This window comes from Saccharopolyspora gloriosae (assembly GCF_022828475.1).
Lineage (GTDB): Bacteria > Actinomycetota > Actinomycetes > Mycobacteriales > Pseudonocardiaceae > Saccharopolyspora_C > Saccharopolyspora_C gloriosae_A.
On record NZ_CP059557.1, the window covers coordinates 3,147,721 to 3,162,848 of the forward strand.

Consider the following 15,128-nt stretch of genomic DNA (forward strand, 5'->3'; position numbering starts at 1 on the left):
CACTGGTGGTGAACCATCATGAGCACCGAGCCTCCTCGCATTCAGTGGAGCTCGAGGCCGCACGTCTCCTGCTGTCCCGTATGGGCGTCCCACCTGAAGATCTCGTCGACAGTCCCGAAGCGCGGCCATTGGCGCCGACGTTCGCCGACTACGTTCCGAAAGTCGCCGACGCCGTCTCAGCCGATACCCGCCGGGTCTACCGGTCCTGCTGGAATCTAATCGTCGAACACCGGGTACACCGGCGCCTTGACGAACCGGGTCCGCTGGAGATCCGTCATTCGCCGAAGAGATCCGCGCCCGGGCGGTGCGCTGTCGTAATGCTCGTGCCGGCGTAGCGCAGATCTACGTCTCAGCCCCTGGGGCACGAGTCGACCGCCCGCGCCGCGAACTGAAGGCGTTCCGCAAAGAACACCTCGCTCCCGGCGAGTCCACGACCATCACGTTCGAGCTCGACCAGCGCGCCTTCGCCCACTGGTCGAGCACAGGATGGACGACCAGCTCCGGCGAATACGTCATCGAGGTCGGTGCGTCCTCCCGCGACGTCATCGAAAGAGCAACGGTTCACTTCGAGATCCCCGCCGCATCCGCCCCGCTGCGCGCCGACTCCACGCTCGACGAATGGAACGCTCACTCAGTGGGGCGGCCTGTCCTTCAAAGCCTGTTCGACCAGTTCGGCGGCACGCCCTCCGAACTCGTCGATCCACAACTGCGCGCCATGGCAGGCCCGATGCCACTCGCTCGCATCATCTCCATCGCCGCCGGAATCGATGGCAACGCCATCGTGTCCAACCTGCTCACCGAGGTCGAACAGCGCACCCCGAGCCCGAACTGACATCTCCGCGAAGTGCAGGTAGATGCTCGGCGCCGAGACTCCGACTTCCTTGGCCACCGCCCGCATCGTGAGCTTCTCGTCGCTGCCCCACTCGGCCGGCAACCGGTTCACCGCGGCGAGCACCTCCACGCGGAGGTGCTCGCCGTGACCACGAGGACCGCGGGGACGACCACTCAAGCCGCCCGTTTTCACACCCGCGCACACCGCGCGAGCTGCGCGGCGATCCGCCGCGTCCGAGAGAAGTTGCCGTCATCGCGAGGAAGTGGCTGAGAATCATCGGGTGATCGTGCGCGGGTGGTCACTGCTCAGCGGTTTCGGCGCCGACAAGACAGGGATCAAGGGGCGCCGAGTCGCTGCCGCGAGGGCGGTGCGCGGTTGGATCAGTCCGTGACGATGTCGGACTTGGCGACCATGTCCAGGCGGAAGCCGCGGTGCTCATCCATGGCTTTGATGATCCCCTCGGCGTCGCGCGCTTCGTAGAGCTCGAGTTGCTCGAGGTGGTCCTTCTGCGCGTGGTCGCTGTCGATGAGGTCGAGAGCGACGTACGGCGCCGAGATGTCCCACAGGTACGTGAGCAGCTGCAGCAGGATGGGCGACCCGGCGCGCTGGAACACGACGAAGTGGAACTCCCGGTTGAGCTCCATGTACCGGATCCGGTCCTCGTTCTGGGTGAGCTTCTGCATCTCGCCGAGGATCGTGCGCATGCGGGCGATGTCCTCGTCGGTGATCTTCGGGACCGCCGCCCGGTACGCCTCGGTCTCCAGGACTTGGCGCCAGCGGTAGATGTCCTCGATCTCCTCCCGGTGCACCTCGCGGGTGAAGAAGCCACGTGACCGGTGGTGGACGATGTAGCCCTTCGCCGCCATCGAACTCAGAGCCTCGCGCACTGGGATGTGCGAGACGTCGTACTCGCCGGCGAGGTTGCTGGCGGAGAGCCTGGATCCGGGCGGGAACTTGTGTCGCGCGATATCGGTCTGGACGCGCCGCGTGATGTACGCGACCAATGCCTCAGGACGCTGATCGTTGGTCACGCCCCGCCTCCCGTCAATGGAACACTGTTGAATACCTGAACAATACTGCCAGTCGTTCACGTTCGACATGCTCAAGAAGGGGGCCGCCTGCTTGCGGGACGCGCAGGAGGACGACTCGGTGCGGGTGGTCACGGTCACGGGTGCCGGTGGCGCGTTCTGCGCCGGCGTCGACTTGGACGACTTCGAGGCCGAGGGAGGCACGCCCTACGCCGACAAGCAGCTGCATTTCGAGAAGGCGCATCAGGGCGCCCGCGGCGTCGAGGCGTTCGGCAAGCGGCGGCCTCGTCCCTCGCCACCTGGGGTGATCAAGCGGGCCGTGGTGCACGGGAGATCATGACGTTCGCGGCGTCACTCGACCTGATCGCGTCGCACCAAGCGATCATCCAGTCCACTGAGGACTCGCGCGAGGCGATGGCCGCCTTTCATGAGAAGCGACCTACGCGCGCAGCGCCCTCTGCGACGTTTCCGGGTCATCCCTGTACCCGGTCTCCCGAGCTTGCAGATCCGTCGGCGACGTTCGCTGAACATGGCGCAGTGGAAGAACCGGTGGTGGGAGGCTGGTCATGGAGGTCGCGCGAGCACTATTGACGCCCCATTCGCCCCCAATAATGCTGATGATCCCAATGCGTACATGAGCTCAAAATATGAACCTCGGCGATGTGCGGTCCGGCGACGAGGTCGTGATCACTTGGATTCCCCGCGCTCCGCTTGAAGGGCGGCCGCCGGGGCCGCCGCAGGTGGTCTTGCCGGACGGGGAAGTGGCCAAGAGCCACAACACTTTCACCTCGGGTATGCACGCGGTGGCCGATGAGCAGGGTGGAGGTCCCGAGTGGCGGTGCTCCAGCTCCGGGTCGCGCCGCGCGACCTCCCGCACTTCACGACGACCTCCGCGCGTCACGCACACCGGCGATCAGGGGTTGGCTGCTCACGGCACGACACCGGTGAAGGTGGCGTAGGCGATGATGTTGTCTCGGTAGCTGCCCGCGGCATCGTCGAACGCGCCGCCGCACGTGATCAGCCGTAGTTCGGGCTCCGTCGTGTCGCCGTAGACCTCGTCGGTGGGGAACCGGTCCTTCGGCACTTGGTCCATGCGTGTCACGGTGAACCGCGCGACTGTGCCGTCTTCGCGCCCGACGCGGATTTCGTCGCCGGACCCGAGTTGGTGCAGGCGCGCGAAGATGCCGTCCTGACCGTCGCCGTTGACGTGCCCGAGGATCACCGCGGGTCCCGTCTCACCGGGCGTCGGCCCGTAGCGATACCAACCGGCTTGCATCGGTTCGTGGACGGAGGGGACGGCGACCGTGCGATCGTCGTTGAGCCCCAGCGGCAGCAGCGTCGAGTGCGCGTCGATGTCCGGCACGTCGAGCCAGTCCGGTGTCGACTCCGGGAGTTTCGGGAGCTGTTCGCCTGCCGGGCTCGCCGACGTGACAGCCGGTGGCTGCGGGGCGAGGTCGATCTCCTGCCCGGCGGCCGAACAACCGGACAGCGCGAGCACAGCGGCGACTGCGGCCAGCGGGGAGGCCGCGACGGTGCCGCGACCTCCCCACACGCGGAAACGCGCGTTCATCCGCCGTACCTCACTGCTCGGTCACGCGACGTCGGCGCAGCACGAGCACGGTGCCTGCCCCGGCCGCGGCGATCGCCGCCGTACCGCCCGCGGCGTAGGCGGGCGTGGCGTTCCATTCGGCTGGAGCGCCGCCGGTGTCGGGTGCTCCGGCCGGCTGTTGCGAAACCTGGCGACGTCGCTCGGTCGCATCGGTCGTGTCCGCACGCTCGCCGTCTTCGGCCCGGCCGGCCCGTTGCTGTTCCGCTGCTTCCCGTTGCCGTTCGGAGACTTGCGCCTCCTCGTTCGTCCCGGGCCGTTGGTCTTCTCGCGCTGCGGTGTCCGCCCAGCTGACGGTCGCAGTCAGCGGCACCGCCAACGTCCCGAGCACCGCGGCTGCCGCGCAGGTTCGGCCAATTTTCATCGGTCGTGTCCTCTCGTGCGTCTGCTTGCCTGACGAGGTACACGCTTCCGGATACATTCCAAGATCCAGTTCAGTGATGGTAAAGAAGTTGTTCGATTTTTGATCCTGTTATTCGAGCGGCCGCCGCTGTCGGTGATAATGACTCGAGTGTGCGCACAGGTACTGGTCGCTGAGGACGACCCGAAGCAGGCCGAGCTGATCCGGCGCTATCTGGAGCTCGACCACCACACGGTGCTGATCGTCCATGATGGACGTGCCGCGATCGACGAGGCGCGGCGCAGGCGCCCGGACCTCGCCGTGCTCGACGTGATGATGCCGAAGGTCGACGGCCTCGACGTCTGCCGTGTGCTGCGTGCCGAATCCGAAATGGCGATCGTGCTGCTCACCGCGCGGACCACGGAGGACGACGTGCTGCTCGGACTCGACCTCGGCGCCGACGACTACGTCACCAAGCCCTACAGCCCGCGCCAGCTCGCCGCACGCGTGCGTGCGATCCTGCGCCGTTCCGGGAGGGAAACGCGCCGGGAACGGCACGTGCTGGAGATCGGCGATCTCGTCATCAATGCGGAACGTCACGAGGTCACGCTGGCCGGCGTGCTGCTGGACTGCACACCCGCGGAGTTCCGCCTCCTCGAGGTGCTGGCCGCGGAGCCGGGGCGGGTGTTCAGCCGCGGCCAGCTGCTCAGCCAGGCGTTCGGCATGGACAGGTTCGGCACCGAGCGCACGATCGACGTCCACGTCATGAACCTGCGCCGCAAGCTCGAACCCGACCCGCGCAAGCCCGTTCGCCTGCTCACCGTGTACGGAGTCGGTTACAAGCTCCAGGACGGTTCGGCCGATGCGACTACGGCGTAGCAGGCATGGCCTGCTCACCCGGCTGCTCGTGATGGCCGTGGTCGTCGCGGCTTGTTCGATCGGCGCGACGGCGTGGCTGGCCGCGCAGAGCACGAGCGGCGCCATCAACCGCGAACTCGGCGAGACGTTGGCTGACGACGCGGAGATCTACGATTCGCTCCTGGGATACGCCGCGACGCACCGGCAGTGGTCGGGAGCGCAGCGGCTCGTTGACGACCTGGCCGACAACACCGGTCGCAGGGTCACGGTGACGACCACGACGCGGAGAACCATCGCCGACTCCGGCGGCGCACCGGGCGCCGGCCTGCCGCGAACCCCGTCCGCGGTGGTCGATCCGCTCGCTGTGGACGCGGCGCTCAACTCCGACGTCACGGCGTCGGGGATCGACGCGCGGGCTGTCGGGCCTTACCGGCTCACCGAGGTCGAGCGCACGCGTCTGCACCAGGCCGCGCAGGCGCAGTTGACATGCGTGCGCAGGCACGGCGAGGACGGCATGATCGTGGAGCGACCCAACGGGCGCCCGGTGGTCGAGCGGGTGACCCCGTCGGCCTCGCCGCGCGTACCCGATCGGAACTCGTCCCGGCGAGCGATCGAAGAGGCGGCGAGGGCCGCCGCCGAGGCGTCCCCGGCCTGGCGGGACGATGTCTGCACCGGCCCGCCGCCGACGATGCCGACCGAGCGCGACGCGAGCGAGTCCCTGCTGGAGCTCGTGAACGCGTGCCTCGCCCGGCAGGGCAGCGGACCGTTGCCCGTCGACGTCCGCGGGCTGACCGCCCCGGACGAGCTGAACACGGGTTCCGACGCGAAGCGGTGCGTCGACACGGCACGACGGGAGCAGCTCGGGCCGTACGTCGCACCCGCCGCGCAGCTGTTCATCACCAGGCCCGACGGCAACGTCGCCACGGCGGATCTGTCCACGGTGCCCGTGTCGCAGATCGTGTGGACGGCGTTGGCCGTGCTGGTGGTGACGATCGGCGTCGCGGCGTTCGCGGCGGGCAGGCTCGTCCGCCCGATCCACGCGATCACCTACGCGGCCAGGAGAATGGGCGACGGTGACCGCTCCGTGCACGTCGAAACGGGCGCGCGGGGGAGATCGGGGAGCTGGCGGTGGCGTTCAACACGATGTCGGCGCGGATCGAGACCTCGGAACGGCACCGCAGGACGATGGTCAGCGACGTCGCGCACGAGCTGCGCACACCGCTGGTGAACGTGCGGGGATGGCTGGAGGCCGCGCAGGACGGTGTCGCGGAGATCGACCCGCCGCTGGTCGCGTCGCTGCTCGAAGAGACGGTGCTGCTGCAACACTTGATCGATGACTTGCAGGACCTCGCACTCGCCGATGCGGGGAAGCTGCGCGTGCATCCGAAGCCGGTGAACGTGCGTTCCATTGTGGACCAGGTCGCGGCGGCGCACCGGGGTGGGGCGGAGGCCGTCGGCGTCGAATTGAGCGTGCACGTCGACGGTGAACCGGACCTGTCGGCCGACCCGACGCGGCTGCGGCAGTCGCTCGGCAACCTGGTGTCGAACGCCGTGCACCACACGCCGCCGGGCGGTCAAGTGACGCTGCGGGTTCGGAGCAGTGGCGACGAGGTGCTGATCGACGTCGAGGACACGGGCACCGGCATCGACGAGGAGTCGCTGTCGCGCATCTTCGATCGCTTCTGGCGCGCGGAGAAGTCGAGAAGCCGGGCTGCTGGTGGCAGCGGACTCGGCCTCGCCATCACACATCATCTGGTGCAGGCGCACGGTGGCCGCATCGAAGTGCGCAGCACGGTCGGCGAAGGCACGACGTTCACGATCCACCTCCGGTCAGGCGCCCATCGGCGCCCGGCAGGCCCGTCCTCGGCGTCGGATTCGGCGTAGTTCAGCGAGGTCTGCGCGGAAACGGCCTCAAGCCGACCTGGTGGCCGTGAGCCGGGCGCGGAGGACTTCAGTCTGCTCGTCAACCGCCTGCGGACCGTTTCCGGTGAGGACACGGACTTTCGGTTCCCAGATCACTTTGATCGCACCGGGATTGGGCGCGACGGTCTCGACCTGGTACCCGGCCTGTTCGAGCGCCTCGTCGACGTAGTAGGTCAAGCGGGTCTTCTGGCCGGGAAGCTTGAGGAATCCGGCCTTGGAGAAGCCGATCTCGCCGTATTTCGGCACGGTCGTCAGCCGCGTCCCGACGAAGCGGTGGTCGTTGCTGGTGTGGACTTGACCGTTGTCGTCGACCCGGTATTTCGCCGAGGCCATCGCGACGGGGCCGTGGCAGATCAGGGAGATCAGCACGTTGTTGTCGTGGAGGGTGTTGAGCAGTTCGCCCAGCCAGGGTCGTCGACGAAGTCGACCATCGGCGCGTGCCCGCCGGGCAGGTGCACGAAGTCGAACTCGCCCAGGTCGAACGGGTCGGCTGCGGCACGGTGTTTCTCGGCCTATCGCGCGGATCCATCGCTGGCCATCGCGCATGGCTTCGCACGGTCGCTCGAGCACCTGCTCGGTGTCTACTTCTTGGGCCTGGCGTCCGGTCGGTGAAGGGAGGTTCCCCGGACGTCGATCAGGCGGATGGTGCGCCCTGGCCAGTGGTGCGGAGGCCATCAGCAGGATCTAGCGCGTTACCGTGTGCTTCCCGGGGACAGGGCGGTTCGCTAGCGCTGCGTCCGCACGATCCCGGCGGCCGAGGGCATCGCCACGACGATGAGGTCCCCTGCTTGATCTGCGCGCCACCGTTCCTCGCCCGGGGGTTGCCGTGGCGCGGACGGCGGGCGCTCATGCGCGGGTCCGCGAACACCGCGCTGCCCTCGTCGAACCGGGTCACCAGCCAGCCTTCGGTGCCGTTCGGGAACACCCAGTGGATCGGCTGTTCCTCTTGCAGGGCTTGGTGTTCGGGCGTCGGATCCAGCGGCGTGGTGTGGGCACAAGGGTGGTCTTCGACTCTGTCGGCCGGCGCGGTCCTTGGTTGTTCCGGAGAGAGCGAGGGGAGCAGGGGTTACGGACCGCGCCGGTCGCTCGGGGAGGGGGTGTGCCAGTGCCGGTCTCATGAGGCCCTCCCCGGATCGGGCTGTCCTCGGTTGAATGGTCGTGGTGCGCCGGGCAGGCCGCGGCTCGCCGCCACTCGCGTACGGGCGGCATGAGCCCGCGGTCAGCCGGTTAACCCAGGGGGACTGGGCGGCACACCGCGGCCGAGCGCTGATCACCCGAGTTACGGAGCAGGAACCATGCGTTACATCAATTTGGGCGGCCTGGAGGTCTCCCGCATCGGCCTGGGCACGATGGGGATGTCCTTCGGCTACACGGGGGCGGGGACCGACGATGCGGAGTCCGTTCGCACCATTCATCGTGCACTTGAGCTGGGCGTGAACTTCTTGGACACCGCTGAGGTCTATGGGCCTTACATCAACGAGGAGCTCGTCGGGCGGGCGTTGCGGGGTCGCCGCGAGCAGGTCGTGGTCGCGACGAAGTTCGGCTTGGTCTCGCACGCGACCGGAGCCGACCACGTCACCGACAGCAGGCCGGAGAACATCCGCATCGCCGTCGACGGCTCGTTGCGGCGGCTCGGGACGGACTACATCGACCTCTACTACCAGCACCGCGTCGACCCGAACACGCCCATCGAGGAAACCGTGGGGGCGCTGCGGGAATTGGTGGCCGAGGGCAAGATCCGCCACATCGGGCTGTCCGCGGCCGGAGTCGACACGATCCGGCGTGCCCACGCGGTGCATCCGATCGCCGCGTTGCAGTCGGAGTACTCGCTGTGGACCCGCGATCCCGAGCCGGAGGTGCTGCCGGTGCTGCGGGAACTGGGCATCGGGCTGGTGCCGTTCTCCCCGCTGGGACACGGATTCCTCACCGGGACCATCCGCTCCACCGATCAGTTCGCCGATGACGATTGGCGCAAGACCAATCCGCGGTTCACCGGCGAGAACTTCCAGCGCAACCTGCGCATCGCCGACGAGGTGGGGGCCATCGCCGAGCAGGCTGGTGCGACTCCGGCGCAGGTGGCGATCGCCTGGCTGCTGGCGAAGGGCGACGACATCGCTCCGATTCCCGGTACCAAGCGGGTCGCCCGGCTGGAGGAGAACATCGCAGCGGAGGACGTGGAGCTGACGGCAGAGCAGATCGGCAAGCTCGACGAACTCACCCCGGCCGCAGGCGAACACCACGACGAACAACAGATGCAACTGATCGAACGCTGAGCAGGCGGGCCTGACCACAAAAGTTCCCGCCGAGTGCTTCGCCGGTGACGGTGGTTCGGCCGTCCCCGCACCCGCGGCTGCTGACATCGGCCACTGCCGGGCTCATCCGGGGCCAGACGGGGCTGTGAGTGGAAATCCGCTCACAGCCCCGTCATGTTCACAGTGGACCCTGGTCAAACCTCCTCGTCGGCAGGGGATATCGGTGCTTCCTCTGTGAGGCCTTGGGGCGATCGCAGGTCCTCATCTGCCTAGGGGGGTACCGCCGTTACCCCCGAAGGGCAGGCCCTCCCGCGTCGCCGCAGCGGGGTGTTTCCTGTGAGCAGGCGGGAAACCGGCTTGTTCCGCTGGTGCGGGGTCTCCCGGAAGACCGGTCGAGCAGGCCGGGCCTCACCGCCTCACACGCCAGAGATCCGAGCACAGGAGAATCATGCGCACGGTCAATGCGTTCGCCGCGTCGTCGGCGACCGAGCCGCTGGGGCCGACCACGATCGAGCGTCGTGATCCGCTTCCGCACGACGTGGTGATCGAGATCAAGTACGCGGGGATCTGCCACTCCGACATCCATCATGCGCGCGGTGACTGGAAGTCCGAGACGTATCCGATGGTCCCAGGCCACGAGATCGCCGGGGTCGTCACCAAAGTCGGCTCGGCGGTCACCGGGCACGAGGTGGGTGACCGGGTCGGGGTCGGGTGCATGGTCGATTCGTGCAGGGAGTGCGTGAACTGTCGTGCGGGTGAGCAGCAGTACTGCCTCAACGGCACGGTGCTGACGTACGCCGGTCGCGACCGCGACGGGCGGCCGACGCAGGGCGGGTATTCCACGCACATCGTGGTGACCGAGGACTTCGTGCTCAACATCCCCGAGGGCCTCTCGCCGGCGGAGGCCGCGCCACTGCTGTGCGCGGGCATCACGACTTACGCGCCGTTGCGGCAGTGGAACGCGGGACCGGGCAAGAGGGTGGCGGTCGTCGGTCTCGGCGGGCTCGGACACGTGGCCGTCAAGCTCGCTCGCGCGATGGGGGCCGATGTGACGGTGCTGTCGCGGACGCTGAAGAAGCAGGACGACGGTTTCAGCCTCGGCGCGCACGACTACCGCGCCACCGAGGACCTGGCGACCTTCGAGGAGCTGGCCGGTTCGTTCGACCTCATCGTGAACACGGTGAGCGCGTCGGTGGATGTGAGCGCGTACCTGTCGCTGCTGGGACTCGACGGCGCCCTCGCGAACGTCGGCGCACCGCCGGATCCGGTGTCGTTCAACGTGTTCTCGCTGCTGGGAAATCGGCGGTCGATGTCCGGTTCGCTGATCGGCGGGATTCGCGAGACCCAGGAGATGCTGGATTTCTGCGCCGAGCACGGGGTGGGCGCCGAGGTCGAAGTGATCGGTGCCGAGAAGATCAACGAGGCCTACGATCGCGTGTTGGCCTCGGACGTGCGCTACCGCTTCGTCATCGACATCGCGACGTTGGCGTGACCGTCCACCCGCGCGGCGTCGCGGAACCGTCCACGGCCACTTGGTCATCGCGTTGATGGAGGCGGTCCCGCCGCCTCCGCGCGCGGCGATCGTCGAGCGGCTCCGCCCGCCGTTCCGGTTGCCGCCCGGGACTTTCGCCGTCAGCGTTGTCCGTGACGAGCTCACCGAACATCCGCCCGATTCGGCGCCCGGGAAGCAGGCGACGGGACCCCTGACTTCGGTGCCGGGCCGTCTCGGATGGCCGGAGTGCGCGGTGTTTCCGCCGATGGCCCCGCACCGCCCACTGCATTCCGAAGTACCAGATGAGGAGGATTACCGATGAGCACGACCACTTGGTCCGCGGACGAGTTGCGCGGGATCGGCGCCGCGACGGAGTTGCAGGTCGCGTCCTACCGTCAGGACGGCTCGCTGCGGCCGTACATCACCATCTGGACCGTGGCCGTGGGGGACGCGGTGTACATCCGCTCCGCCTACGGTCCCGGCAACGGCTGGTTCCGGCGGGCGATCGACGCGGGCAGCGGGCGCATCCGGGCAGGCGGGGTGGAACGCGACGTCGAGTTCCACCACCTGGAGGCGGGCGATCCGGCGCACGCCGACATCGACGCCGCCTACCACTCCAAGTACGACCAGTACGGCCAATCCATCGTCGGCACCGTCACCGGCGAGCACTCCACGCGCACCACGTTGCAGGCCGATCCGCTGGCGGAGCGGTGATCGGCAGGAGCCCCGGCGCGATATTCGACTTCGAGCCCGGGTCGTCGTCGTTCGCGTAAAACACCGCCGTGCGAACCGGATTCCCGTTCGCGGGCTTCGGGTGTTCGAGCCGGAGTTCCGGTTCCCGAACCGAGGAGTCCACATAGGATATGGATTGGACAGTTGCTCAGCCATGCGAGTCCCTGCGGGGCATCAGCCGCGTCGACGTACCTCAGTACCAGGACGGCAACGCGCCCACCGAACTAGGAGCTGACGCGGCCGGTTCTTGGGGCACGCGGCCAGGAGGTGGGACATCGGCGACCGCACCTTCCCGAAAACGAGCGGCTGGAGCATATGACCGACCAGTAGCACCACGGCGCGCGATCACAAGGACGAAGGAGCGAATCCACGATGAGTGAGACGATGACCGCCTTGTTCGGCGGAGCCGGCCCCGACTGGGAGTCGCGGCGGGTCCCGGTGCCCGAGCCGGGGCCAGGTCAGGTCCTGGTCCGCGCCCGAGCGGTCGCCGTGAACGAAGCGGACATCTCCATGCTCGACCGGGCCGACCCGGCCAGCGGGGGCAGCGGTGAGCCGTACCTGGCCGGTTTCGAGTTCGCCGGAGAGGTCGCTGCGCTGGGGGACGGCGTCGACGATGCCGAGGTGGGCGAGCGGGTCATGGGCACCACGCCGCGGTCCTTCGCCCAGTACGTGCTGGCGGACCACCGGCACCTCGCGCGCGTTCCCGGTGAGATCGGCTTCGAGGAGGCCGCCGCGTTGCCGACCGGGCTGCTCACCGAACACGGTTCGCTGCAGCTGGGCGGCTTCGCCCCCGGGCAGACCGTCCTGATCACCGCGGGGACCTCCGGCATCGGGCTGATCGGAGTGCAGATGGCCAAGGCCCTCGGTGCGAGGAGCGTCCTGGCGACCACCCGCTCCGCGGACAAGCACCAACTGCTGAGGCGAGCCGGAGCGGACGTGGTCGTCAACACCACCACCCAGAACCTCGCCGAGGTGGTCTTGGACGCCACCGGCGGGCAGGGCGTGGACCTCGTGCTCGACCACGTGGCCGGGCAGACCTTCGCCGACTGCTTGCCCGCCACTCGTGTGGACGGCCACGTCGTCAACATCGGCCGCCTCGACCGAGCCGCCTCCACCATCGACATCGACGCGCTGTCCTACCGGCACCTGCGGCTGATCGGGGTCTCCTTCGGCTTCACCCGGGCCGAAGAACTCGGCCAGGTCATCGCGGGCCTCGCTCCGGAGGTCCTTCCCGCCGTGGCTTCCGGGGAGATCCGCGCGACCATCGACAGCACCTTCGAACTCACCCAAGCTGCACAGGCCGCCGCCCGGATTCGCGGCGGCCAGGCACAGGGCAAGATCGTCCTATCCCTGTCATGACGCTGCTGCGCTTGGATGGACTCGTACTGGATCAATCAACGGACCGGTCACCGGTACATCAGGGAATGCGAAATCCGCAGGAGTCGTGGGCGCTACCTCTGGTGGCATCTCTCGATCACGTTTCCAGCGACTGGCCCGAGGCACGTGAAGGCACCTTCGTCGGCTAACGCTCGTAGCGGATGGTCATGCGTCCGTAGCGGAACAACCAGGCGCTAGCTTGCTCGCTGAAACCCGCGGCGGTTGCGAGGGCAGGTCGCTGGCGATGGCCACGTTGCTGAGCTCCCGGCTTTGCGCCGCGCAGGATCCGGGAGCGGCACGCTGCTGCTATCGGGCTTGGTGGCGCCCTGCGCCCGGCGGGGGGAGTGCGCGCAGGTGGTCTCGGAGCCGGGCGTGGCGGAACTGGTAGGTGGCGCCTGTTCTGCGCAGGATTCCGCGTTGGTAGGCGTCTTCGAGGAAACGCTTCGGGCGCAACGGCAGACGTCCGGTCAACGGGAGCCACAGGCGCGTGAACAGGAGCCAGCTACCCCAGGCCGACAGCGTGAGCCTGACGATTCCGCCGAACAGGCCGTACATGATGCCCGTCTCGATCGGGGCGTCGAGCACGAGGACGGCGGCGAGCACGATCGCGGGCACGGCCAGGATCGTCTGGACGAGCGTGACGGAGCGGTCCGTGCTCAGCAGGATCCACGGGTCGGCGGCGTCGGGTTCGTGGGCTTCCCCGAGTGCGGAGACCGCGACGTTCACGAGCCCGAACGCGACCCCGACCGCGATCCCGGCGAAAAGCCCGTCGGTGGTCAGGACGAGGAACCCGAGCGGGATTCCCCTCCAGAGCCGGTATTCGCGCACGCTGGGACCCGCTGCCAGCACACCGGCCACCATGCCGAGGGGTAACTCGATGCTGAAGGTGAACGCGACTGGAATGGCGATCGCGGTGGTCGCCAGCGCCGCGATCACCTTGAACATCTCGCCGTCCATGCGCGCCCGCAGGGCCGCTCGTTCGTCCAAGGCCGCGCCCGCAACACCGCCCACGAGCCCGATCACGAGCCCGGCCGAAAGCTCGGACACCAACCCCTGACCAGCTACGAGCCCGACCACCGCCCCGACCACGATCCCCTTGAAGAACTCGTTCAAGGACTGGCCGGAGGGCTTGCGGGCGATCCCGGCGCGGTTGCGCAACCGCAGTCGCAGCCGGAACCGTCCGGGCTCCTGCCCGGCCTGCCCGCGGACGAACCCTGCTTCCTTGATGAGCCCGACCACGAGCCCGATGAGGGCTGCGTGCGCGAGCACGGTGGCGGCCCCGGGCGTGACGTATCCGAGCGCCTGCCACAGTCCGTAGACGAGCCAAATCGCCGCGCCGACGGCGGTTGCAGTGGTCAGCACCCGGGTGTGCCGGTGGAGTCCGGCGGGCAGTTGCCACCAGGTGAGGTCGTGGGTGTTGCGCGCGCTGAGTTGGGTGGCGAGGTGGCTGAGCCAGCGGCGTGCTCGCACCGGATGTGGTGAGCCGGTGTCGCGGTCGTCGTAGCAGAGGCGAAGGTAGCTGGCGAGCAGGTGTTCTTCGAGGTCGGCGCGAGTGGGGAAGCGCTGGGCGTCGAGAAGCTCGTGGGGATGCCGCCCGGGACCGTCGTTGTAGGTGGCGCGGGCGAGCATGACCATCAGCGGTGTGGTCAAGGTCGTCCGGAGGTTCTCGGCCGGGGTGTCGACGGCGGCACGGCGCAGCCGGTCGAAGACCGCGTCCCAACCGGGGGTGAAATCTTTTCCGGCGCTGTGGCGCAAATACCGGTGGGATTCGTCGAGGCCGAGGTCTTCGAGCTCGATCGCCGCGGCGCCGCCCACGGCTTTGGCGGAGCGAACAGCGCTCGCGTACTCGTCCGGCCGGCTGGTGACGATGACGGGCATGTCGAGGCTGCTGATGTCCCCGATGGCGGCGAGGTGGTGCTGCTCGGGCAGTTCGTCGAACCCGTCCAGCACGGGCAGGATCAGCTCCTGGTCGACGAGTTCTTCGGCACCGTTCTGCCGTGTGGTGCGGTCGCGTCGTTCCAGGGAGGGGTAGTCGCGCAGGAGCTGCCGGATCAGCCAGTTCCGGAGTCCGGTCGTGGCGGGGTTCCAGTCGCCGAGGCTGAACAGCACCGGCACCGGCCCGGAACCGGCACTTCCGAGCAGGTCGAGGATGAGGCGGTGGGCCAGCACGGACTTGCCCGCTCCGGCCCCACCGAGGATCACCAGCCGCTTCGAGCTGATGGCCCGGTAGGTATCGTGGATGGCGGTGAAGTGCGGAATCTGCACCGATCGGGCACAACGGCCCGACTCGATAACCCGTTTGGGAGTCCATCGTGGACGAACGGCTTGCGGGAGAACCCGCGCGAACCTGGGTGGTGGATCTCGATCGCTGCAAGTCCTCGTGATGGCTTGAGGTTTCGTGGCGGTCCGCAAGGATCCGCACCGAGGCATCAGGTGTCTGATCGGCGGTGGGCGGCGGCAGCGGACGGGGTTCAGCGACGCTTGACATAACCCACGAAGGCGAGCACTCCGCAAATCACCGCGATCGTAACCGCGGCGAGGAGCAAGGCGGTCGGCTCGCCACCGAATTCAACGAGTCCCACACCTGCGCCGAACACGGTGCACGGTGAATTCCTCGATGTGGCAGCGTGATCCAGCGGTCAAGGCGAGGTCGAGCGGTGGGGTCCGCAGTGGACGTAGCAAGCGAGC

At 68.2% G+C, this 15,128-nt stretch carries 14 protein-coding genes and 1 pseudogene; 9 read left to right on the plus strand and 6 right to left on the minus strand.

Going from position 1 to position 15,128, the window contains the following annotated elements; all coding sequences use genetic code 11:
- Positions 1-304: 304 nt before the first annotated feature.
- Positions 305-523: pseudogene (locus H2Q94_RS30950) on the plus strand (fibronectin type III-like domain-contianing protein); the annotation flags it as partial.
- 108 nt (positions 524-631) lie between these two features.
- Here H2Q94_RS30950 and H2Q94_RS13450 read toward each other — a convergent pair.
- A complete protein-coding gene (locus H2Q94_RS13450) occupies positions 632-961 on the minus strand; it encodes a TetR family transcriptional regulator (protein WP_243795078.1) in 330 nt (109 codons plus the stop codon).
- Positions 962-1,212: 251 nt separating this feature from the next.
- Complete coding sequence (locus tag H2Q94_RS13455) at positions 1,213-1,863, minus strand: GntR family transcriptional regulator (protein ID WP_243795079.1); 651 nt, start codon at positions 1,861-1,863, stop codon at positions 1,213-1,215.
- A 31-nt stretch (positions 1,864-1,894) separates the two neighbouring features.
- Between H2Q94_RS13455 and H2Q94_RS13460 the strand changes: the two genes are divergently transcribed.
- The gene (locus H2Q94_RS13460; RefSeq protein ID WP_258718711.1) at positions 1,895-2,200 is read left to right on the plus strand and encodes an enoyl-CoA hydratase/isomerase family protein; all 306 of its coding nucleotides are present in this window, start codon (positions 1,895-1,897) and stop codon (positions 2,198-2,200) included.
- Positions 2,201-2,788: 588 nt separating this feature from the next.
- On the opposite strand, the gene H2Q94_RS13465 is transcribed toward H2Q94_RS13460, so the two are convergent.
- Together H2Q94_RS13465 and H2Q94_RS13470 are read right to left on the minus strand one after the other, a co-directional pair.
- The gene (locus H2Q94_RS13465) at positions 2,789-3,430 is read right to left on the minus strand and encodes a class F sortase (RefSeq protein ID WP_243795081.1); all 642 of its coding nucleotides are present in this window, start codon (positions 3,428-3,430) and stop codon (positions 2,789-2,791) included.
- Positions 3,431-3,440: 10 nt separating this feature from the next.
- The gene (locus tag H2Q94_RS13470; RefSeq protein WP_243795084.1) at positions 3,441-3,830 is read right to left on the minus strand and encodes a hypothetical protein; all 390 of its coding nucleotides are present in this window, start codon (positions 3,828-3,830) and stop codon (positions 3,441-3,443) included.
- A 147-nt stretch (positions 3,831-3,977) separates the two neighbouring features.
- On the opposite strand from H2Q94_RS13470, the gene H2Q94_RS13475 reads away from it, so the two are divergent.
- From H2Q94_RS13475 to H2Q94_RS13485, 3 genes are read left to right on the plus strand one after another with little or no spacing between them, the layout of a single operon-like run.
- On the plus strand, positions 3,978-4,685 hold the full coding sequence (locus H2Q94_RS13475; protein WP_243795086.1) for a response regulator transcription factor: 708 nt from the start codon (positions 3,978-3,980) through the stop codon (positions 4,683-4,685).
- Positions 4,669-5,892 (plus strand): HAMP domain-containing protein, encoded by a 1,224-nt coding sequence (locus H2Q94_RS13480; RefSeq protein ID WP_243795088.1) that lies wholly within the window; start codon positions 4,669-4,671, stop codon positions 5,890-5,892. The genes H2Q94_RS13475 and H2Q94_RS13480 overlap by 17 nt, the downstream gene beginning before the upstream one ends.
- The gene (locus H2Q94_RS13485; RefSeq protein ID WP_243795091.1) at positions 5,850-6,548 is read left to right on the plus strand and encodes a sensor histidine kinase; all 699 of its coding nucleotides are present in this window, start codon (positions 5,850-5,852) and stop codon (positions 6,546-6,548) included. The genes H2Q94_RS13480 and H2Q94_RS13485 overlap by 43 nt, the downstream gene beginning before the upstream one ends.
- Positions 6,549-6,575: 27 nt before the next feature.
- On the opposite strand, the gene H2Q94_RS13490 is transcribed toward H2Q94_RS13485, so the two are convergent.
- Positions 6,576-6,956 (minus strand): type 1 glutamine amidotransferase family protein, encoded by a 381-nt coding sequence (locus H2Q94_RS13490; RefSeq protein WP_243795093.1) that lies wholly within the window; start codon positions 6,954-6,956, stop codon positions 6,576-6,578.
- Positions 6,957-7,882: 926 nt separating this feature from the next.
- Here H2Q94_RS13490 and H2Q94_RS13495 point away from each other — a divergent pair.
- The 4 genes from H2Q94_RS13495 to H2Q94_RS13510 all read left to right on the plus strand — a co-directional run bounded on the left by H2Q94_RS13495 (position 7,883) and on the right by H2Q94_RS13510 (position 12,422).
- Positions 7,883-8,860 (plus strand): aldo/keto reductase, encoded by a 978-nt coding sequence (locus H2Q94_RS13495; RefSeq protein WP_243795096.1) that lies wholly within the window; start codon positions 7,883-7,885, stop codon positions 8,858-8,860.
- 424 nt (positions 8,861-9,284) lie between these two features.
- Positions 9,285-10,331, plus strand: a complete 1,047-nt coding sequence (locus tag H2Q94_RS13500) for an NAD(P)-dependent alcohol dehydrogenase (protein WP_397545479.1) — start codon at positions 9,285-9,287, stop codon at positions 10,329-10,331.
- A gap of 318 nt (positions 10,332-10,649) precedes the next feature.
- Complete coding sequence (locus H2Q94_RS13505) at positions 10,650-11,045, plus strand: DUF2255 family protein (RefSeq protein WP_243795100.1); 396 nt, start codon at positions 10,650-10,652, stop codon at positions 11,043-11,045.
- Between the two features lie 390 nt (positions 11,046-11,435).
- Positions 11,436-12,422: a quinone oxidoreductase family protein gene (locus H2Q94_RS13510; RefSeq protein WP_243795103.1), complete on the plus strand. Its 987-nt coding sequence runs from the start codon at positions 11,436-11,438 to the stop codon at positions 12,420-12,422.
- Positions 12,423-12,746: 324 nt separating this feature from the next.
- Here H2Q94_RS13510 and H2Q94_RS13515 read toward each other — a convergent pair whose 3' ends face one another.
- Positions 12,747-14,705, minus strand: coding sequence for an NACHT domain-containing protein (locus H2Q94_RS13515; protein ID WP_243795105.1), 1,959 nt, complete (start codon positions 14,703-14,705; stop codon positions 12,747-12,749).
- Positions 14,706-15,128: the final 423 nt, after the last annotated feature.